The organism is Mycobacterium sp. NPDC051804 (assembly GCF_044452905.1).
GTDB lineage: Bacteria > Actinomycetota > Actinomycetes > Mycobacteriales > Mycobacteriaceae > Mycobacterium.
In genome coordinates this window covers 677,154-696,528 of the sequence record NZ_JBITCD010000001.1, presented here as the reverse complement: position 1 = coordinate 696,528, position 19,375 = coordinate 677,154, and the positions used below count along the sequence as shown (strand labels likewise).

General features: G+C 66.2%; 16 protein-coding genes and 1 pseudogene. 6 read left to right on the top strand and 11 right to left on the bottom strand.

Features of this window, described 5'->3' with window-relative positions; translation table 11 throughout:
* Window positions 1-273: 273 nt before the first annotated feature.
* The 5 genes from ACIA48_RS03470 to ACIA48_RS03450 form a co-directional block, all read right to left on the bottom strand.
* Window positions 274-1,248, bottom strand: coding sequence for an adenylate/guanylate cyclase domain-containing protein (locus ACIA48_RS03470; RefSeq protein ID WP_396727627.1), 975 nt, complete (start codon window positions 1,246-1,248; stop codon window positions 274-276).
* The gene (locus tag ACIA48_RS03465; protein WP_396727625.1) at window positions 1,209-1,610 is read right to left on the bottom strand and encodes an alpha/beta fold hydrolase; all 402 of its coding nucleotides are present in this window, start codon (window positions 1,608-1,610) and stop codon (window positions 1,209-1,211) included. Before ACIA48_RS03465 ends, ACIA48_RS03470 begins: the two co-directional genes overlap by 40 nt.
* Before the next feature lie 89 nt (window positions 1,611-1,699).
* Window positions 1,700-3,526 (bottom strand): phosphoenolpyruvate carboxykinase (GTP), encoded by a 1,827-nt coding sequence (locus ACIA48_RS03460; protein ID WP_396727624.1) that lies wholly within the window; start codon window positions 3,524-3,526, stop codon window positions 1,700-1,702.
* Window positions 3,527-3,731: 205 nt separating this feature from the next.
* Complete coding sequence (locus tag ACIA48_RS03455) at window positions 3,732-5,201, bottom strand: hypothetical protein (RefSeq protein WP_396727622.1); 1,470 nt, start codon at window positions 5,199-5,201, stop codon at window positions 3,732-3,734.
* Window positions 5,198-6,154 carry a hypothetical protein gene (locus ACIA48_RS03450; RefSeq protein WP_396727620.1) on the bottom strand — a complete coding sequence of 319 codons (957 nt, stop codon included), beginning with the start codon at window positions 6,152-6,154 and terminating at the stop codon, window positions 5,198-5,200. Before ACIA48_RS03450 ends, ACIA48_RS03455 begins: the two co-directional genes overlap by 4 nt.
* Before the next feature lie 202 nt (window positions 6,155-6,356).
* On the opposite strand from ACIA48_RS03450, the gene trmB reads away from it, so the two are divergent.
* The 3 genes from trmB to ACIA48_RS03435 are packed head-to-tail and all read left to right on the top strand — an operon-like array spanning window position 6,357 to window position 11,157.
* The gene (gene trmB, locus ACIA48_RS03445) at window positions 6,357-7,157 is read left to right on the top strand and encodes a tRNA (guanosine(46)-N7)-methyltransferase TrmB (RefSeq protein WP_396727618.1); all 801 of its coding nucleotides are present in this window, start codon (window positions 6,357-6,359) and stop codon (window positions 7,155-7,157) included.
* Complete coding sequence (locus ACIA48_RS03440; RefSeq protein WP_396727616.1) at window positions 7,154-7,837, top strand: NYN domain-containing protein; 684 nt, start codon at window positions 7,154-7,156, stop codon at window positions 7,835-7,837. Before trmB ends, ACIA48_RS03440 begins: the two co-directional genes overlap by 4 nt.
* A 47-nt stretch (window positions 7,838-7,884) precedes the next feature.
* A complete protein-coding gene (locus ACIA48_RS03435; protein ID WP_396727614.1) occupies window positions 7,885-11,157 on the top strand; it encodes an MMPL family transporter in 3,273 nt (1,090 codons plus the stop codon).
* A 57-nt stretch (window positions 11,158-11,214) separates the two neighbouring features.
* On the opposite strand, the pseudogene ACIA48_RS03430 reads toward ACIA48_RS03435, so the two are convergent.
* Together ACIA48_RS03430 and ACIA48_RS03425 are read right to left on the bottom strand one after the other, a co-directional pair.
* A pseudogene (locus ACIA48_RS03430) lies at window positions 11,215-12,056 on the bottom strand (hypothetical protein).
* Window positions 12,057-12,102: 46 nt separating this feature from the next.
* Window positions 12,103-13,263 carry an AI-2E family transporter gene (locus ACIA48_RS03425; protein WP_396727612.1) on the bottom strand — a complete coding sequence of 387 codons (1,161 nt, stop codon included), beginning with the start codon at window positions 13,261-13,263 and terminating at the stop codon, window positions 12,103-12,105.
* Between the two features lie 77 nt (window positions 13,264-13,340).
* Between ACIA48_RS03425 and ACIA48_RS03420 the strand changes: the two genes are divergently transcribed.
* The 3 genes from ACIA48_RS03420 to ACIA48_RS03410 are packed head-to-tail and all read left to right on the top strand — an operon-like array spanning window position 13,341 to window position 16,061.
* A complete protein-coding gene (locus ACIA48_RS03420) occupies window positions 13,341-14,402 on the top strand; it encodes a YbhN family protein (RefSeq protein ID WP_396727610.1) in 1,062 nt (353 codons plus the stop codon).
* 17 nt (window positions 14,403-14,419) lie between these two features.
* Window positions 14,420-15,673 carry a peptidoglycan DD-metalloendopeptidase family protein gene (locus ACIA48_RS03415; protein WP_396727608.1) on the top strand — a complete coding sequence of 418 codons (1,254 nt, stop codon included), beginning with the start codon at window positions 14,420-14,422 and terminating at the stop codon, window positions 15,671-15,673.
* Entirely contained in the window at window positions 15,660-16,061 is a 402-nt protein-coding gene (locus tag ACIA48_RS03410) for a DUF3054 domain-containing protein (protein WP_396727606.1), read from the top strand. The genes ACIA48_RS03415 and ACIA48_RS03410 overlap by 14 nt, the downstream gene beginning before the upstream one ends.
* On the opposite strand, the gene ACIA48_RS03405 is transcribed toward ACIA48_RS03410, so the two are convergent.
* The 4 genes from ACIA48_RS03405 to ACIA48_RS03390 all read right to left on the bottom strand — a co-directional run bounded on the left by ACIA48_RS03405 (window position 16,011) and on the right by ACIA48_RS03390 (window position 19,246).
* Window positions 16,011-17,363, bottom strand: a complete 1,353-nt coding sequence (locus ACIA48_RS03405; protein ID WP_396727604.1) for a sensor histidine kinase — start codon at window positions 17,361-17,363, stop codon at window positions 16,011-16,013. The two genes, ACIA48_RS03410 and ACIA48_RS03405, sit on opposite strands and share 51 nt — an antisense overlap.
* Window positions 17,364-17,366: 3 nt before the next feature.
* Window positions 17,367-18,035 (bottom strand): response regulator transcription factor, encoded by a 669-nt coding sequence (locus ACIA48_RS03400; RefSeq protein ID WP_396728487.1) that lies wholly within the window; start codon window positions 18,033-18,035, stop codon window positions 17,367-17,369.
* Between the two features lie 60 nt (window positions 18,036-18,095).
* Entirely contained in the window at window positions 18,096-18,494 is a 399-nt protein-coding gene (locus ACIA48_RS03395) for a heme-binding protein (protein WP_396727602.1), read from the bottom strand.
* A gap of 170 nt (window positions 18,495-18,664) precedes the next feature.
* The gene (locus ACIA48_RS03390; protein ID WP_396727600.1) at window positions 18,665-19,246 is read right to left on the bottom strand and encodes a hemophore; all 582 of its coding nucleotides are present in this window, start codon (window positions 19,244-19,246) and stop codon (window positions 18,665-18,667) included.
* Window positions 19,247-19,375 lie beyond the last annotated feature (129 nt).

Genomic DNA, 19,375 nt, shown 5'->3' with positions numbered 1-19,375 from the left:
CAGATACTCCTCGACGGCGTAACCGGAGCTCTGCTCCGAGGAGCTGACCTTATGGCGTTGGGGACGAGGCGGTTACGTGATACCGCATAGCCTGTCGACCTCTTCCAGATTCGAGCGCAGGGACTCCGTACCGAATTCCCGCCACTGAAGACAGCTGACCAAAGATCCGGAGAATGAGATTTATCCGTCTCCGCTGTTCGCGACCGTGGAGCTAGTCGGCATGATTGAATCGGCGCATGGAAATCGGAAGTGGTCGCGCATAACAGACGCTGATCAGTTCTCGACGGCGAATATTCGCCACTCGTCGGGCACGCCTTTGAGCACGTGAGATCCGCGTTCCGCGAACGTGATTCCTGACCCGGCCACTAGGTCCTTCACCGTCGACGATACGAATACCTCGCCCGGGCCGGCGAGCGCTGAAACGCGCGCACCGATGTGTACGGCAACTCCGCCGATGTCGTCGCCGCGAATTTCGATCTCGCCGGTGTGCAACCCCGCCCGCACTTCGAGGCCCAATGATCGCACTGCGCCGCAGATCGATTGGGCGCATCGCACCGCGCGCGCGGGCCCGTCAAAGGTCGCGAGCATGCCGTCACCTGTAGTTTTAATGCGGCGGCCACGATGACGCTCGACTTCTCTGGCGGCCAGGGTGTCGTGGTGGTCAAGGATCCGTGTCCATTGTCCGTCGCCGAGCGCGGCGGCTCGTTCCGTCGATGAAACGATGTCGGTGAACAGCACGGTCGCCAATGCGCGGTCGGACACATGCGCAGGACGCACACCGGTGAGGAACTCCTCGACCTCGTCGAGGATCGCGTCCTGATCCCCGAGGTACGGAAAGTATTCATCCCCTTCAAGTTCAACAACTTTGGCGCCGGGGATGTGCGCGGCAAGATAACGGCTGCCAAGGGCGTGCATCAGGTCGGCGGTCCGGTACACGACGAGCGTTGGCACTCGGATCGAGGGTAGGAGGTGCCGCACGTCGAGTTCGCGGATCATTGCCTGAATCGCGAGGGCGGCGCCCGGGCTCGCCGACAAGCGCTCCCACCTACCATGTGAGCTACGAAAGGCGGGATCGTTCACCCGCCCCGGCGTCAGTGCCCAGAGCGGCAGGCCACCCTCCAACCCTCGGCCCCAGTTCATTTCGAGTTGCGGTATGTGTTCATCCCATGTGTCCGAGGGGATACCGTCCGGATAATCGGGCGCCCATGTCAACCGCGGGTATGCGCCGTACAACACAAGTGCAGACACTCGCTCGGGGTACGTAGTCGCAAAAAGGATGGATAGCGCTCCGCCTTCCGAGCCGCCGTACACCGCAGCTCGTCGTGAGCCTGCGGCGCCATCACAGCGCGCAGATCGTCCATCCGCTCCTCGAGCGTGGCGACTGCTACCCGATCGGACAGACCGATGCCGCGCTTGTCGAACATGATCAGGCGAGAAAACGACGCAAGGCGCTCGAAGTACCTGCGCTCGTCTGGGTCCTCCCACTGCAATTCGAGGTTCGAGATGAAAGGTGGAACGTGGACGAGATCGAAAGGTCCATCGCCAACCACTTGGTAGGCGATGTTCACGCTCCCCGACTTCGCGTATCGGGTCTCGGGGACCTCGATCACAAGAGTCAGTGTGAACGAGACGAATGTAAAAACCCCCAAATTCGCGAAGAATTGGGGGCTTTTACGTCTGCTCGCGCAGAAAGTGAGTACTACTCGGCTTCGGCGAGGCGATGCTTCAGGGCGTCGAACTCGTCCTTGATGCCGGTCGGCAGCTTCTCGCCGACGAACTCAAACCACTCCTCGATCAGCGGCACCTCGTCGCGCCACTCATCGGCGTTCACAGCCAGCGCCAAGTCGACGTCAGCGGCGTCGACATCGAGGCCGTCCAAATCGAGGTCGGCCGCAGTAGGAACAATGCCGATGGGTGTCGTCTTGCCGTCGGCCTTGTGCTCGATGCGCTCGATGGCCCACTTGAGCACGCGGCTGTTCTCGCCGAATCCGGGCCACAGGAAGCGGCCGTCGTCGCCACGGCGGAACCAGTTGACGAAGAACACCTTCGGCATCTTGGACTCGTCGGCGTTCTTGCCGATGTTGATCCAGTGCTGGAAGTAGTCGCCGACGTTGTAGCCGAGGAACGGCAGCATCGCCATCGGGTCGCGGCGGACGGTGCCGACCTTGCCCTCAGCGGCGGCGGTCTGCTCCGAGCCGAGCGTGGCGCCGATGAACACACCGTGCTGCCAGTCGCGGGCCTCCGTGATCAGCGGCACCGTCGTCTTGCGGCGGCCACCGAACAGGATCGCCGAGATGGGCACACCCTGCGGGTCATCCCACTCGGGGGCCAGCGTCGGGCACTGCGAGATCGGCGTGCAGTAACGCGAGTTCGGATGGGCGGCCTTGACGTCGGTACCCGGCGTCCATTCGTTGCCCTTCCAGTCGATGAGGTGTTGCGGGTCGCCCTCGAGGCCTTCCCACCACACGTCGTTGTCGTCGGTATGCGCAACGTTGGTGAAGACGGTGTTGCCCGCCTCGATGGTCTTCATCGCGTTGGGGTTCGAGTCCCAGTTGGTGCCCGGCGCAACGCCGAAGAAGCCGAACTCGGGGTTGGTTGCGTACAGGCGACCGTCCTTGCCGAACCGCATCCAAGCGATGTCATCGCCGACGGTCTCTGCGCGCCAGCCCGGGATCGTGGGCTGCAGCATCGCGAGGTTGGTCTTGCCGCACGCCGACGGGAACGCCGCGGCGACGTAGTACGCCTTGTTCTCCGGTGAAATGAGCTTGAGGATCAGCATGTGCTCGGCGAGCCAGCCCTCGTCGTGGGCCATCGCCGACGCGATGCGCAGCGAGTAGCACTTCTTACCGAGCAGCGCGTTGCCGCCGTAGCCGGAGCCGTAGCTCCAGATTTCGCGGGTCTCGGGGAAATGGCTGATGTACTTGGTGTCGTTGCACGGCCACGGCACGTCCTTCTGGCCCGGCTCCAGCGGCGCACCGATCGAGTGCAGACACTTGACGAAGAAGCCGTCCGTGCCCATCTTGTCCAGCGCGGCCTGTCCCATGCGGGTCATGGTGCGCATCGCGATGACGACGTACTCGGAGTCGGTGATCTCCACACCCAGCTTGGGGTCTTCCGCGCCGAGCGGGCCCATGCAGAACGGCACCACGTACATGGTGCGACCTCGCATGCAGCCGCGGTACAGGTCGGACATGATGCCGCGCATCTCGGCGGGATCCATCCAGTTGTTGGTCGGACCGGCGTCGACCTCGTCCTGCGTGCAGATGTAGGTCCGCGACTCGACGCGTGCCACGTCCGACGGATCGGAGTTCGCCAGGTAGGAGTTCGGCTTCTTTTCCTCGTCGAGCTTGACGAACGTACCGGCCTTGACCAGCTGCTCGGTCAGCTTCGCGGCCTCCTCGTCGGAGCCGTTGGCAAACACGACCCGGTCGGGCTGCGTGAGTTCGGCGACCTCCTGGACCCAGGCGAGCAGCCCCTCATGCTTCGTCGGTGCGGTGTCCAGACCTGGAATGGTCGCTGCGGTCATCTGTGTCTCCTGAAATCTTCCTGCGTATGCGTTTCTGTCAGGACCCGGGGTCACGGGAGCGTGCACCATATAGGGGGCAGCGCGTCGCGGTCGTCCCTGTAATACAGAGGTTAACGCGGGTGACATACCCGCGGTAAATCGGATCTATGTCCGATCACTCACAGGAACGATTCAGAAGCCCTATATGGGCGGTGTATCGATTCAGCTAAGCAGTGTTCTTTCCGTATAACTCCGTTCGGACGGCGTCGATCGCGGCCAACAGCGGGGGCATTCGGCGATCCCTGACCTTCGCCGCCTTCGCCGTCTGCATCGCGTGGTCCCGCAATTCGGCGTCGATCTCGGCGATCCGCGCCGCAGCGGTGGCGCCCTCCACCTCGTCGCGGTGGGAGAGTTCTGAGGTGAGCGCGGTCTCGGCGACGAGAACCCTGGTGGCAACTCGTTCCTCCACCGCGGACCGCAACACGTTGACGGCCTCGGAGATCCAGCGATCGAGCACCCCGCGGTCGTGGAGCAGTCCGCGAATGCCCACCACCCACACCGTCAGCACCAGCCCGACGATGCCGCCCACGACCAGGCCCGCGACGGTCATACCCGGGGCGAGGCCGGCGAACAGCCGCGTCACCACGAGTGCCACCCCGAGGCCGAATCCGGCACCGAGAATCATCGTCAGCTGAGTTTCCTGCCGACGTGACTTCAGCGGCGGCGCGGAGATCTGCGGCGTCGACGGCGGTGCGGCCGCCGGGGGCGCGGGCAGGTCCGACTGGGTCGCCACATCCGCGAGCTGATCGGTGATGCCCTCCTCGACCTCCTCGACGACCTCACCCAGGCGGGTCCGCACGCGCGCCTCGAAGGTGCCGATCTTCAGGCGTGTCAGCTGTGCGGCATCCTCGGCCAGTTCACTGCGCACGGACGTGGCGCGGTTACGCGCGAAGTGCCCGAGCTGAACACGGGCCTGCTGCAGGTGGCTGCGCAGCGCGATCGTGCGCTCGGTCTTCGACAGCCGTCGGCGGCTCAGGATGTCGTCGCGCTTGGAGTGCAGTGCGCTCACCCGAGCTCGGCGGTCGGTGCCGTCGCCGTCGGCCTGGTATTGCGCGATGGCGCCGAGTATCCGGGTCTCCCACGCACGCAGGCGATTTCGGCGTGCCACGTCGGGATCTGACAGCCGTTGCCGCAGCAGGCCGACGAGCTCGTCGACGCGCGGCGCGCCCAGATCGGGCGCGGCCGCGGCGCCCACCCACTGCACGTGCGCGTAGTGCGGCGCCCGCTGCGTCAGCAGCGCGCGGTCCGCGGCAAGAACCTCGCGCCAATTGCGGTGCGTGTCGATCTTCGACACCACGCCGATCACCAGGTCGGTGTGTCTGCTCGCCGAATCGATGAGCGCACAATCCGATTCCGTCATCGGCGCCATGGCGGACACGGTGAACACCACCGCCGCAGGAGCATGACCCGGGTGCAGTTCTTCGGACTCGACGAAAGTGTGCTCAGACAAGCGCTCGCGCAATGCCTCGATCAGGCTGGTGGTGCCGGCCAGCCACGGACCCACCACCAGCACGACGTCGCGACCCTGTACACCCGGTGATGTCAGACCCGGTTCGATCGCGGCCACCACGGCGTCGGCCGCGGCGACCGGGTCGGTCCGCTCGCCGACCTTTGCCGAGGTGCTCTCACTGGTCACCGGGACCGCCCGAGCAGTCGCAGCGAACCCCGGCAGATATCCACCGAGCAACTCTGGTGCATTGCGTTGACCGGCCCGCGGCCGTAACGCCCCCAGTACACGGCGCGCCTGCGATGCGCCGCCGGGCCGTCGCCCCGGTCGACGGGCATACCGTCGGCCTCGACCACGTCGACGGCGGCATCCATCACGGCCAGCACCGTGTCATCAGCGACAAGGAAATCCGCAAGCTGTTGATCATCGGATCGCATTGCGAGCGAGCGTAATTCGCCCATCGCCACGCGCATCCGCCGGTACCGGATCGGCGCGCAAACCGCCGTCAGCTGCGCGACAGCCTCGTCGATCCGGCTGGTGCGGCGCAAGAGTGCCCGCACCGCCGCGGCGTCGGCGCCGTCCTCGACCGCTAGCACCGCATGCGCAACGCCGAACCGGTCCAGCGCGTCGAGCAGGCGCCGTCGTATCTCCCCAGGCAGGGGATGGTCGGAGTGTACGAAGGCGTCGATCGAGCTGAGGTCCGCGGGCGCGTGCACCAATGCCCGGAGTGCGGCCATCAACTCGTCGTCCAGCACGACGGTCGCGAGCAGGCCGACGATCGGCACGACGGGCGCAACCGTCAGCGCGCGGATGGCCGCCGCGTGACGCTGCGCGGCCGCCATCGGCCCGCCACCACCGAACGCACTCAGATCCGCCTTGTTCAGGATGACCAGTGTCGGCCGGTCGGACCGGTTCGCCGCGGCCTGGTCCTCGGGCTTGAGGGTCTCGGCGATGACGAGCACCGCGATGTCCGCCGTCGCGTCGTCACCTGTCAACACAAAGCCCGCGTCAGCCAGCGCAGCTGCCACTGTGGTCCGCCCGACACCGGGGCGACCACACACGGCAACGCGCACCGGCGCGCTAGCCCGTCGAATGATCGGCGACAACCGCGGGTTGCGGCTCTGCTCAGCGAATTGCGTCACGACGTCGACAAAAATCTGGCGGCCTCCATGGTCCCCACGCGAGACCACGGTCAGTGGTCCGTTCCCCACCCACGATGTTGGCACCTCCGCGGGCACGTCGCGAGCGCTTGTTGGGGCTGTTGGGAGTAAACCGGGAGCGGCTAGCAGCAAAAGGCAACTGTTGGGTATCAATCTGTACCACGATGCGGGTACTCCACCGTTGATGAGCGACCATGGACGGATGCTTTCGGGTAGCGCTGGTGCCGGATTGCCGGCTCAGCCGGCCTCCGCCGAACTGCCGGCTCAGCCGGCGGAAGTCGGGGCGCCACCTCCATCACATCTGCATCCCCGGGTGACCAGCTTCAGAACCCGCCGCACCACGCTGAGCGGCGCACAGCAGGCCACGTGGGATCGGCTCTGGCCGGAGATCGGCATGCACGCCCGCGATGGCGACGGTCCCGCCCCCCTGCTGGATACCGAGACGTGGTTCGGGCGCACGGCGCCGATCGTTGTCGAGATCGGTTGCGGAGCGGGCACCTCGACGCTGGCGATGGCCCAGGCCGAGCCGGACATCGATGTGGTCGCCGTCGAGGTCTACCGCCGCGGGCTGGCGCAGCTGTTGTCAGCCATCGATCGCGAGAACGTCCGCAATATTCGCCTGGTCCGCGGGGACGGCGTCGACGTCCTGCAACACATGTTCGAGCCCGACTCGCTGACCGGGGTCCGTGTCTTCTTCCCCGACCCGTGGCCCAAGGCGCGCCACCACAAGCGCCGGCTGCTGCAGCCCGCGACCATGGCGTTGATCGCCGACCGGCTGCGGCCCGGCGGCGTGCTGCACGCCGCGACGGACCACATGGGTTACGCCGAGCACATCGCCGAAGTGGGTGACGCTGAGCCGAGGTTGCGCCGCGTGAGCACCGACGACGTCCTGCCTGTGTCGGCCGACCGGCCGGTCACGAAGTACGAGGCCAAGGCTCTCGCGGGCCCCGTCGTGACCGAACTGCTCTGGGAGAAGGCCCAATGAGCCTCACCGAAGACATGACGCGGATATCTGAGGTGTCCGACACACCGGCCGCGACCGGCCGAGTGCTGCTGGTCTGGGACGCACCCAACCTGGACATGGGCCTCGGTTCGATTCTCGGCGGGCGGCCGACCGCGGCGCACCGGCCGCGATTCGATGCGCTAGGCCGCTGGCTGCTGTCCCGCACCGCCGAACTCTCGGCGTCCCGTCCAGACGTCTCGCTCGAGCCCGAGGCGACCGTTTTCACGAACATCGCCCCTGGTAGCGCCGATGTGGTGCGACCTTGGGTGGAAGCATTGCGTAACGTCGGTTTCGCGGTGTTCGCAAAACCGAAAATCGATGAGGACAGTGATGTCGACATCGACATGCTCAACCACATCGCGCTCCGCAGGAGTGAAGGCCTGGCCGGTGTGCTGGTGGCCTCGGCCGACGGTCAGGCGTTCAAACAGCCGTTGGAGGAAATCGCTCGCGAAGGCGTACCTGTCCAGGTGCTTGGATTTCGCGAACATGCGAGCTGGGCGCTAGCGTCGGATACCTTGGTGTTCGTCGACCTGGAGGACATTCCTGGTGTTTTCCGGGAGCCATTGCCGCGAATCGGCCTTGATTCGCTGCCCGAACAGGGAGCTTGGCTGCAGCCGTTCCGGCCGCTGTCGTCGCTATTGACCTCGCGCGTAAACAACTGAACTGCGCGGAGTCGCGCCTTGAAGATTTGTGAATGTTAGGAGCTTAGGTGTTCGCCTGGTGGGGTCGGATGGTGTACCGGTTCCGGTACTCCGTCATCGGCGTCATGATTGCACTGTGCCTCGGTGGCGGCGTCTTCGGCATCAGCCTGGGAGACAACGTCACCCAGAGCGGCTTCTATGACGAAGGCAGCCAGTCGGTCCATGCGTCGGTGACCGCCGACGAAGCGTACGGACGTGACCGAACGAGCCACGTGGTGGCGATCCTCACGCCGCCCGACGGCAAGAAGGTCGACGACCCCGAGTGGATGAAGAAGGTCACCGACGAGCTCAACCAACTCGTGGCCGATCACGAGGACAAGATGGTCGGCTGGGTCGGCTGGCTCCGCGCGCCCAACAGCGAGGACCCGACGGTCCAACAGATGAAGACGTCGGACATGTCGACGACGTTCATCAGCGTCCCGCTCAAGGGCGACGACGACGACACGATCCTGAAGAACTATCAGGCGATAGAGCCCGACCTGAGGAAGGTCAACGACGGCAATATTCAGCTCGCCGGCCTGCAACCGCTGGCCAGCGAGCTCACCGGCACCATCGGCGAGGATCAGAAGCGCGCCGAGGTGGCCGCGATCCCCCTGGTCTGCGTCGTGCTCTTCTTCGTGTTCGGCGGTGTGATCGCGGCTGCACTGCCTGGCGTCATCGGTGGCCTGACCATCGCGGGCGCACTGGGCATCATGCGCCTGCTCGCCGAGATCATGCCGGTGCACTTCTTCGCCCAACCAGTCGTCACGCTCATGGGTCTCGGTATCGCGGTCGACTACGGCCTCTTCATGGTGAGCCGCTTCCGTGAGGAGATCGCCGAGGGCTACGACACCGAGGCCGCGGTGCGCCGCTCCGTGATGACCTCGGGCCGCACCATCATGTTCTCCGCTGTCATCCTCGTGGCGTCCTCGGTGCCACTGCTGCTGTTCCCGCAGGGCTTCCTGAAGTCGATCACCTACGCGATCATCGCGTCGGTCATGCTCGCGGCGATCCTGTCGATCACCGTGCTGCCGGCCGCCCTCGCCATCCTCGGTTCGCGCGTCGACGCCCTCGGTGTGCGCTGGCTGCTGAAGTTCGCCGCGCCGGACACCGTCAGGTCTGATCCGGGCAACCCCCGCACCAACTCGCTCGCGATCGCGTCGATCCCGACGGGTCTGCTGGTGCCGCCGGTGGGCATCGCGCTCGGGCACATCGCGCGTAAACGCATCAGGGAGACCGGGGAGCAGGGCGCGCAGTTCGCGCTGATCGGTCTGACCCTCGGTTACATCACCCTGCTGGGTGGCCTTGCGTACGCCATCTCCGCGTCGAAGGACACCCTGGGGACCGCGCTCTACTGGGTGATGATGGGCATCGTCATCTTCGTCGCCGTGGTCGTCGCCGGTGTCGTGCTCGCGCGCTACGTCCCGTTGGCCCGCACCCCGATCGTGTGGTGGCTGAACTGGCTCGCCGAGAAGACCCAGAAGACCAAGACGCGCGCCGAGGTCGAGAAAGGCTTCTGGGGCAAGCTCGTCAACGTCGTGATGAAGCGGCCCGTCGCCTTCGCCGCACCCATCGCGATCGCCATGATCGTGCTCGTCATCCCGCTGGGACAGCTGGCGCTCGGTGGCATCAGCGAGAAGTACCTCCCACCCGACAACTCGGTCCGCTCGGCGCAGGAGAACTTCGACAAGACCTTCCCTGGCTTCCGCACCGAACCCCTGACGCTGGTGATCCAGAACACCGACGGTCAGCCGGTCACCGACCAACAGGTCGCGGAGATTCGCAGCAAGGCCATGACGGTCCCCGGCTTCATCGAGCCCGACGGTGACCCCTCGAAGATGTGGCAGGCCCGCGGCGGCGAGTCGACCGATCCGTCGGTCCGCGTCATCCAGAACGGCCTGATTGACCGCAACGACGCCGCGAAGAAGGTGGATGAGCTTCGCTCGATCTCACCGCCGCGCGGACTCACGATCTCCGTCGGCGGTACTCCGGCGCTGGAGCAGGACAGCATCCACGCGTTGTTCGACAAGCTGCCGCTGATGGTGTTCATCCTCATCGTCACCACGACCATCCTGATGTTCCTGGCATTCGGTTCGGTGGTGTTGCCCATCAAGGCCGCGGTGATGAGCGCGCTCACGCTCGGCTCGACCATGGGCGTGCTGACGTGGATGTTCGTCGACGGCCACGGCTCCGGCCTGATGAACTACACACCGCAGCCGCTGATGGCCCCGATGATCGGTCTGATCATCGCGGTGATCTGGGGTCTGTCCACCGACTACGAGGTATTCCTGGTGTCCCGCATGGTGGAGGCCCGCGAACGCGGCATGTCCACCGCAGAGGCGATCCGCATCGGTACGGCCACCACGGGCCGGCTCATCACCGGTGCCGCACTGGTTCTCGCGGTCGTCGCGGGAGCGTTCGTGTTCTCCGACCTGGTGATGATGAAGTACCTCGCGTTCGGTCTGCTGATCGCGCTGCTGCTGGACGCCACCATCGTCCGTATGTTCCTGGTGCCCGCGATCATGAAGCTGCTCGGCGACGACTGCTGGTGGGCGCCGCGCTGGATGAAACGGATCCAGGAACGACTCGGCCTCGGCGAGACCGAGCTGCCCGACGAACGCAAGCGACCCGCGGTACGTGAGGCCGCCGAGAACCCCGAGGCCCTGGTCGGTGCGGGCGCTCCCGTCCCGGCCGCGCGTCCCCGCCCGCCACACGATCCGACGCATCCTGCGGCCGAGGGCGCGTCGCGTCCAGGGGCACCCGTGCGGGCCGCAGCGCCACCCCGGACGAACGCCCCGTCGAGCACGGGGACCACCCGCATGCCGACCGGCCGCCCGCCCGTCGACGAACCGCAGACCACGCGGCTGTCGACCGCGCGGAACGCGGTGCGCAACGCTGTGAGCAACGCCGCGGCTGCCACGCGGGCAGCCGCCGGACCCACGCCTCCGCGTCCGCGCGAAGAGCGTGAGATCGAGTCGTGGCTGGGCGAATTGCGCGGTACCGGCGCACCCTCGGGTCAGCCCGCGCCGAGCCGCAGGCCTGCAACCGAAGGTGGCGGACGGCCGTCGACCGCATCCACCCGCAAGATGCCGGCGGGTGCTCAGGCCGACGACCGGGGACAACCGCGGCCATCGCAGGAGCCGTCCGACGACGCCGCGACGACGGCGATCCCCGCTCAGCGGGCCGAGGATTCAGACACCGCGACCGAGAAGCTCAACGCTCAGAAGGATCAGCCCCAGCGGCGCGGTGCCGGCGGCGGCGTCAGCGCCGCCGATCTGCTGCGCCGCGAAGGCCGAATCTAGTTTTTCTCGGCGTCTGTAACCTCATGGCGCGATTTCGGCCGACTTCTCGCCATGCGGTTACACACCGCGACGCGCGAAGGCGGCTGCGACTCGGCCGATGACAGCGCCTTCGGTGTCCCGTTTGGTCACGCGTACGACCAGCCAACCGAGTTCGGTGACATCGTCGTGCCGTCTGATGCCCTTGTTGAATGTCTCCGGGTCGGTCCTGTGCTGGTCGCCCTCGTACTCGGCCGCCACTTTGATGTCTTCCCATCCATATCGAGTTCTGCAACCAGTGTGCCGTACTCGTCGTAGACGGGTATTTGTGTTGTCGGCCTTGGGAATTGGTTGCGAATGAAAATCAGGCGCAGCCACGTCTCGCGCGGCGATTCCGCGCCTGCGTCGACGAGTTCCAGAGTCTTGCGTGCGTTCGGGATACCGCGGCGGCCGCGATACCGGTCGGCCAACAACTCCACGTCGGCCATCTTCAGACGGGTCGCTCGGGCGAGCGCGTCGATCGCGGCGACCGCCGAGTCGACCGAATATCGGCACGCGAGGTCGAGCGCAGTTCTCGCAGGAGTCGTCACTCTCATGCCGCCGATGAGACAGATCTCGTCGTCCTCGATGCAGTCGGCCCACGCGGTGACGCCCGTGCCAGGTCTGCGGTTGGTGTCGATGATCGCAGCGGGGAGGCGGTTGTCTACCCAGCGTGCGCCGTGCAGAGCCGACGCCGACAACCCCGCCAGCACACCGCGCCGTCTGGACCGCAGCCACGCTGCCTTGGCCCGGATAACGGGTGTAAGCGGTCTGTTCCTGGCCAGGTATACGTCCTTGTGAAGCGCAACGAAGTCTCGTCTCAGTCGGTAGCGCGTCAGTACCCCGTCCGCCATTGCTTCGCTGCCCAGGAAGGGTTGGTCCATGGCCGGATTCTGCACACGTGCGGCGACAAGCCCCGTGTGTAGAGCTCTAGTTTTTCTCGGCGTCCTTGTCGCGGGGCCCGACGTCATCCGCGGTGGCCTCGATGACGGGTTCGTCCCCGTCGGCCTGCGCGGCCTCCTCAGCCGCCGGATCTCTGGCGAGCAGCACCCTCGTCGCGCTGTTGAGGAACGCCACCGCAGGCACCGCGAGTAGTGCGCCGACGATGCCCGCCATCACACCGCCTGCCGCGATCGCGAGGACGACGGCCAGCGGATGGATCGACACCGCGCGCCCCATCACCAGCGGCTGCAACACGTGACCCTCGAGCTGCTGCACGGCGATGATCAGGCCGAGGGTGATCAACGCGTAGATGACGCCCTTGGCGATCAGCGCGACGACGACGGCGAGGAAGCCGGCGACCACCGCACCGACGAGCGGGATGAACGCGCCGAGAAACACCAACGACGCCAACGGAAGTGCCAATGGCACACCCATGATGGCCAGGCCGGTGCCGATGCCGACGGCGTCGACAAGCGCCACCAGGAACGTCGCGCGCACGTAGCCGATCAGGGAGCGGAACCCGGCGCGGCCGGCGTCACGGACACGCGGCTGCACGTTCTCGGGAAAGATCTTGGTGACGAAGCCGAAGATGTTGCGACCGCCGTGCAGCAGGAAGATGAGAGTGAAGAGCACGAGCAGCGCGCCGGTGACGATCTCGGTGAGGGTGCTCGCCGTCGACAGCGCGCCGCTGGTCACCTTCTCCTGGTTGTTGCGCAGCGCTTCCAGCGCACTCTCGCGCACCTGCTCGATTTGCTCGTTGCCGACGTGAAGTGGGCTGTTGGCCAACCAATTTCCGAGGCCCTCGATGCTATGACCGACCTGCTCAGCCAGGGCGGGCACACCCTCGATGAATTGACTGATGACGAATGTGAGGATGCCGCCGACGACCGCGAAGCCGGACAGCAGCATCAGCGCGACCGCGAGCCCACGCGGGACACCGATGCGATCGAAAAAGTCCACCGCGGGAAGGAGCAGCGCGGCGATCATCGTCGCCAAGGCGACCGGGACGACGATCAGCTCAAGCCGCTTGACCACCCAGAGCACCGCGAACACGGCGATGCCGATGACGAGCAGCCGCCACGACCAGGCCGCGGCCTTGCGTACCAGCGGGCTCACCGCCTGGTCTGCGTCAGAAAGACCCGCGGACATCCCGTCAGCGTAACGGCCCGCCCCGCCCAGACCGGGTATCTCGGGAAACGGCCACCTCACGCTTTACCCTGTAGGGCGTGTCGCACGACGCGCCGGCGCGTGAGTCTCGCGGTCAGGACCGCCCCGCGCGCGGCAAGTACTGGTGGCTGCGGTGGGCGATCATCGCCGTGGCCGTCGTTGTGCTGTCCGTCGAACTGACGTTGGTGCGCGACCAGCTCGCGAACGCCTGGCGCAGCCTGTACTCCGCGAACTGGTGGTGGGTGCTCGCCGCGGTCGGCGTCGCGATGGCCTCGATGCACTTCTTCGGTGACATCCAGCGCAAGCTGCTGCGCTCAGCCGGGGTGCCCGTACACCAGTGGCGATCGCAGGCGGCGTTCTACGCGGGCAACTCACTGAGCACGACGCTGCCCGGCGGCCCTGTGCTGTCGGCGACATTCATCTACCGCCAGCAGCGCAGGTGGGGTGCCAGCCCGGTCATCGCGTCATGGCAGCTGGTGATGTCGGGTGCTCTGCAGGTCATCAGCCTGACGCTGCTCGGGCTCGGCAGCGCGTTCTTCCTTGGCGCCAAACACAATCCGTTCTCGCTGATCTTCACCCTCGCCGGGTTCATCATGCTGATCGTGCTGGCTCAGGCCGTGGCCTCGCGGCCGGACCTGCTCGACGGTGTCGGGGTACGGGTCCTGTCGTGGGTCAACTACCTGCGCGCCAAACCGGCAGACAAAGGTCTGGCCAAATGGCGCGAGACCCTCGCCCAACTCGAATCGGTCAACCTGACTCGTCGCCAACTCGGCGTCGCCTTCATCTGGTCGATGATGACGCTGGTCACCGGGGTAGGCACGCTGTTGTTCGCCTGCTTTGCCGCGGGCGGAAAACCGTCGCTGCTCGGTGTGGTCGTCGCGTACGTCGCCGCCCGCGCCGTCGGCTCGATCCCACTGATGCCCGGCGGGCTGCTGGTCGTCGAGGCCGTGTTGGTGCCGGGTCTGGTGTCCAGCGGAATGACTTTGGCCTCAGCGATTTCCGCCATGCTCATCTACCGGATGGTCAGCTGGATCTTCATCGCCGCCATCGGCTGGGTGGTGTTCTTCTTCATGTTCCGCACCGAAGCCCAACTCGATCCCGACGCCGAACCCGACTCGTAAAGGTGTGGACCGCGCTCATGCGAACCCGTACTGCCGCCGCGCTTTTCGGCGCCTCGATGCTCCTGCTCGCTGGTTGCTCGCCCTCTTCCGAGACACCAGCGGAGTCGACTTCCCCGGCGACATCGACCTCCCCGACTACCCCCGCTGGACCCGCGGGGCCGATTCGCGGTCCTCAGCCGCCGGTGGTCACCCCGTTGGTCGGCAGCGTGCTCGCCCCACCGGTCCCCGTGCCCGCGACCGACGGCAAGGTGCACCTGGCCTACGAGGTGCAGCTCACCAACGTGCTCGCTCAGGAGGTGACGCTCACCTCGCTGGCCGTGTTGGACCGCGATGTCTCGCTGCTCGAGTTGGCCGGGGAACAGCTCGCCGACCTGACCCGTGTCGTCGGAACCACCACGCCGACAACGAAAATCGGGCCTGCTCAGAACGCGGTCATCTGGATGGACGTCGCCCTCGACAAGGGTGCGGCGGTGCCGGAGCGACTGGTGCACTCCTTCAGCCTTTCGCTGCCCGAACCGAAACCGCCGCTGTTTCCCGCGACCATGACGATCGACATCGCACCAACCGCGGTCGAGTCGCGCAAGCCGATCGTGCTCGCGCCACCGCTGTCTGGTCCTAAGTGGCTGAATGGAGACGGCTGTTGCGGAATGAGCGCACACCGCTTGGCGCTCAACCCGATTGACGGCGCACTGTGGGCGGCAGAGCGGTATGCGATCGACTATGTGCAGCTTCAACCCGACGGGCGTCTGTTCTCCGGCGACCAGGCGAAGCTGGAAAGCTATTCGTACTTCGGCGCGGACATCCACGCCGTCGCCGACGGTCCGGTGGTTGCAGCCGTCGACGGCCTGCCTGAACAGATCCCCGGCAAGAGTCCCAGCGGATTGGTGCTGGACCAGTACGCAGGCAACCACATCGTGCAGGATCTGGGCGACGGCAACTATGCGCTGTATGCCCACATCAAGACCGGAGCCGTCAAGGTCAAGGTCGGCGACCGGCTCACCCCGGGCCAGGTGATCGGCGCGGTCGGCAACACCGGCAATACCGACGCGCCACATCTGCACTTCCATGTCATGAGCACACCGGATCCATTGCGGTCCAACGGCTTACCGTTCGTATTCGACGAGTTTCGTCTCGACTCCAGGGTCACCGAATCGTTCGCGGACACCCTGCTGAGCGGTGACCCCGCACAGTTGCAGCCCGGAGTTGCGGCGCGGGACGAGAAGGACGTCATGCCGATGGAGCTGGATGTGATGACCTATGCCGATCGTTGACGACGAGCTCACGCGTCCCGCGTTGACCGCGTTCGCGACCGACGTTGTCTGCGTCGTCGTCTTCTGCACCATCGGTAGGCGTAGTCACGCCGAAGGCTTGACCGTGTCCGGCATCGCCGAGACCGCGTGGCCGTTTCTGGTCGGCACGCTCACGGGCTGGCTGTCCCCTGCCTTGCGGCGGGGTCCCCAGTCGAGGGCCTGGCATCGTCCCGCCGCCCTGGTACCCACCGGCGTGGCGGTGTGGTTGTGCACCGTGGTGGTGGGGATGCTGCTACGCAAGCTCACCTCGGCCGGGACAGCACCGAGTTTCATTGTCGTGGCATCACTTTCGACCGCCCTACTCTTGCTCGGTTGGCGCGCCGCGGCCGCTCTGCTCATCCGCCGCTGACACGGTCAGCGTCGCGCGCAAGCCGCCGAACGGACCGTTGGACAGCTCGATGGTGCCGCGATGCAGCGCCGCCTGCTGCGCGACGAGCGCCAAGCCGAGTCCGGAACCGCCCGGCGCCGCTGTGGAACCTCGAGAGAATCGGCCGAGCACGGCCTTGTGCTCCTCGACAGGCAGTCCGCGCCCGTTGTCGTCCACGATGATGACGATCGTCTCGCCCGCCCGCAGCGCCTCCAGCATGATGCGGGTCGCCTGGCCGTGCTGAATCGCGTTGCGCACCAAGTTGTCAACGGCCAGCCGCAAGCCGCTCGGCCAACCCCAGATGACGCCGAGGTCGTCCTCCGCCTCGACGACGATCTCGATGTCATCGCTCAGGCGCATGTTCTCCCGGGCCACCCGGTCGAGCATGTCGGTGATGTCGATGAGTTCGCGATCCTCGGCCTGCGCCAACTGACCTGACGCCAATTGGCCCAGCGCGGTGATGATCGCCTCCACTCGTCGTTGCGCCCGCGACAGGTCGGCCACCACCTCGTCGCGCTCGTCGGCGGGAAGATCGTGGATCCGCAGCGTGTCCAGGTCGGCGCGCATCGCTGTGAGTGGGGTGCGCAACTCGTGGGCGGCGTTGGCGGCGAAGTCCTGGGCCGCCTGCAGCGAGTTGGTGGTGGCCCGCTGTGCGGCGGCCAACCGGTTCAGCATCGCCGACATCGCTTCGGAGAGGTCCTCGGCCTCCCGCACACCGCGCACCTTGGGCATCTCCTCGCTGCCCCGGCGCAACTGCTTGGTGTGTTCGGTCAGCTTGCGCAGCGGTCGGATCGCGGGGCCCGCGAGCATCCATCCCAGCAAGGCGGCGATCAGCACCGTGAGCAGGCCCGCCGCGGCGTAGAGCGGAATCCTGGAGGCGCTCAACAGAATGCTGTCGGCACGGATACCGATCGACATCATGACACCGTCGGGCTCATCGACCGGCAGCGTGCGCACCCGATACTCGACCCCGTTGACTTCCACTGTGTCGGTGCCCGGCGGCAGGGGCGGCAACTGGAAGCCGCGCTGGAAAACCACCTGCCCGGTGGATTCGGACCGGCCGGTCGTCAGTACCCCGCGGCGGGGGTCCTGTAGTTGCTCTGGACGCATACTGGCGTCGATGATCGAATCGAGTCGCCGATCCAGTTGTGCCGCATCGTTATTCGCGAGCACCACTGAGGTCGCGATCGTGAACACGGCGACGACCGCGGCCGCTGCGGCTGACGACGCGACGGCCACCCTGGTGCGCAGCGACGCGGATCGCAGAAACCGCGGAAGTGCCACCCGCTACGGCTCGTCCCGCAATACGTAGCCGATGCCGCGCACCGTGTGAATCACGCGCGGCAGGTCATCGCGTTCGAGTTTGCGCCGCAAGTAGGAGATGAAGACGTCGGCCACGTTGGTGTCGACGTCGAAGTCGTAACCCCAGACGAGTTCGAGCAGCCGCTGCCGGCTGAGCACCACACCGGCGTTCTCGGCGAGCACGGCAAGCAGATCGAATTCCCGCTTGGTCAGATTGACCCGCTCACCGCCGGCGAACACCAACCGCCGCGCGGTGTCGATGGTCAGCGGCCCGACCGTCATGGTGTCGGATGGCTGATCGGAATGGCCTGCCCGACGCAGCAATGCGTGCAGGCGTGCGACCAGCTCCCCCAGATCGAACGGCTTCGTCAGATAGTCGTCGGCGCCGGCTTCCAGCCCTGCGATGCGGTCGTTGACGGTGTCCCGTGCGGAAAGCACACAGATCGGTATCTCGTTTCCGAGTGCGCGCAGCGCGGTCACGACAGCGACGCCGTCGAGTTCCGGCATTTGGACGTCGAGAACCAGCGCGTCATGCGATTCGTTCGATAACAGCCGCAACGCCTCTTTGCCGGTCGCAGCGACCCGAACGTCAAACCCCGAATGGCGCAAACCTCGCGCAACGGAAGTTCTGACGTCCGGGTCGTCGTCGACCATCAAGACGGTGCGGCCGGCGCCTTCCCCCGTGGATGGCTCCTGTTGCACCCGAACGCAGACTTAGCTGTCGGCGATGCCGTCGCCGTTGGTGTCGCCGCAGCGATTCTTCAGGTCGACGAGCGGCTGGCGGATACCGGTCAGATCCGCCTTGGTCTGGGGATGCTGATTGAGGTAGTCCTGCACGTCCTGGCGCACCTCATCGCGCGGCACACCCTCGAGGCTCGTGAAGAACCAGTTCACATCCGGGTGCGAGAACAGATAGGCGGACGTGGCCGCGGAGACACCCGACGCCACGCCAGCGAGGTCAGCCGCGGTGCAGTTCGGAGGAGGAGGTGGCGGAGGAGGTGCCGGTTGCGCCGCCGCCAGAGGCATGGCGCCGAAGAACATCGCACCGGCAATCGCGCCGGTGCCCACCGCGCCAGCAACCGCACGTCGGGCAGTACGGGCCGAGAGCAACATGGACAAGCTCCTTCGTCGGAAGTGGAAAGGAGGTAACCATGGGCGGTTACCGACTCCAAAAGCTAATCAGAATGTGCACAGACTTTCTTGCCTTGCGACCAACGAATCTTAAGAAAGTCTGAATTCGCAGCTCAACGGCCCTACCAGCGAGAGCCGCGCGTCGGCCCAGGCTAGGGCAAGCCTGCGATCGCCGCCCCGGGCAGCGACGCGGTGCCCTGTGAAACGGGCGATGCCGACGGCGACTGCGCTGGCGACACGCTGCCCGGTGCGCCTGCTGCCGGTGAGCTGGCCTGAGCGGCTGGCAAACTTCCTGGCAGGCTGGACACTGCCGGCGACTGCTGCGCGGCCTGCATCAGACCCATCATCTGCGGCACGGTCAGCGGCAGCTTGCATCGGCTCGAGAGGGTCGCGAGCGGCTGCTGCAGCTGCTGCATGTCCTTGGCCGCTTGCGGGTTCGCGTCGAAATACGTCTTCACCGCACCGAGAGACGCCGGCCCGGCCTGTTGTTTGGCGATGTTCGTCAACGCCTGATTGGTCTGCGGATGCGTATCGAGGTAGTTGCCCGTCGACGTGGCGACCGATCCGATCGTCCTGGCGACTTCACTGGCGGCGCATGGATCCGGTGCGGCCGTTGCCGACGGCATCGCCGGCGAGGACGACACCGTCATCGCGACCACCGCGGCGCCGCCGACCGCCGAGGCGGCGAACGCGGCAAACAGGCCCCGGCGCAGCAGAACAGTGGTGGATCCCATAGACGCACTCCTTACGGTTTGCGAACGTTTCGGCGCATCCGAAAGCGTCCGCGAATACGCGGCAACAGATCCCCGACCGCAAAACCGGCCACTCGTCCATTCACTGGCCGGATCACATAGTGCCATCGA

Excerpts from the sequence above, each read along its gene's own strand:
- ACIA48_RS03460 (WP_396727624.1), bottom strand. The coding sequence starts at position 3,526 with ATGACCGCAGCGACCATTCCAGGTCTGGACACCGCACCGACGAAGCAT.
- ACIA48_RS03440 (WP_396727616.1), top strand. The coding sequence starts at position 7,154 with ATGAGCCTCACCGAAGACATGACGCGGATATCTGAGGTGTCCGACACA.
- ACIA48_RS03410 (WP_396727606.1), top strand. The coding sequence starts at position 15,660 with ATGCCGATCGTTGACGACGAGCTCACGCGTCCCGCGTTGACCGCGTTC.
- ACIA48_RS03400 (WP_396728487.1), bottom strand. The coding sequence starts at position 18,035 with ATGGTCGACGACGACCCGGACGTCAGAACTTCCGTTGCGCGAGGTTTG.
- ACIA48_RS03415 (WP_396727608.1), top strand. The coding sequence starts at position 14,420 with ATGCGAACCCGTACTGCCGCCGCGCTTTTCGGCGCCTCGATGCTCCTG.
- ACIA48_RS03425 (WP_396727612.1), bottom strand. The coding sequence starts at position 13,263 with ATGTCCGCGGGTCTTTCTGACGCAGACCAGGCGGTGAGCCCGCTGGTA.
- ACIA48_RS03390 (WP_396727600.1), bottom strand. The coding sequence starts at position 19,246 with ATGGGATCCACCACTGTTCTGCTGCGCCGGGGCCTGTTTGCCGCGTTC.
- trmB (WP_396727618.1), top strand. The coding sequence starts at position 6,357 with ATGAGCGACCATGGACGGATGCTTTCGGGTAGCGCTGGTGCCGGATTG.
- ACIA48_RS03395 (WP_396727602.1), bottom strand. The coding sequence starts at position 18,494 with ATGTTGCTCTCGGCCCGTACTGCCCGACGTGCGGTTGCTGGCGCGGTG.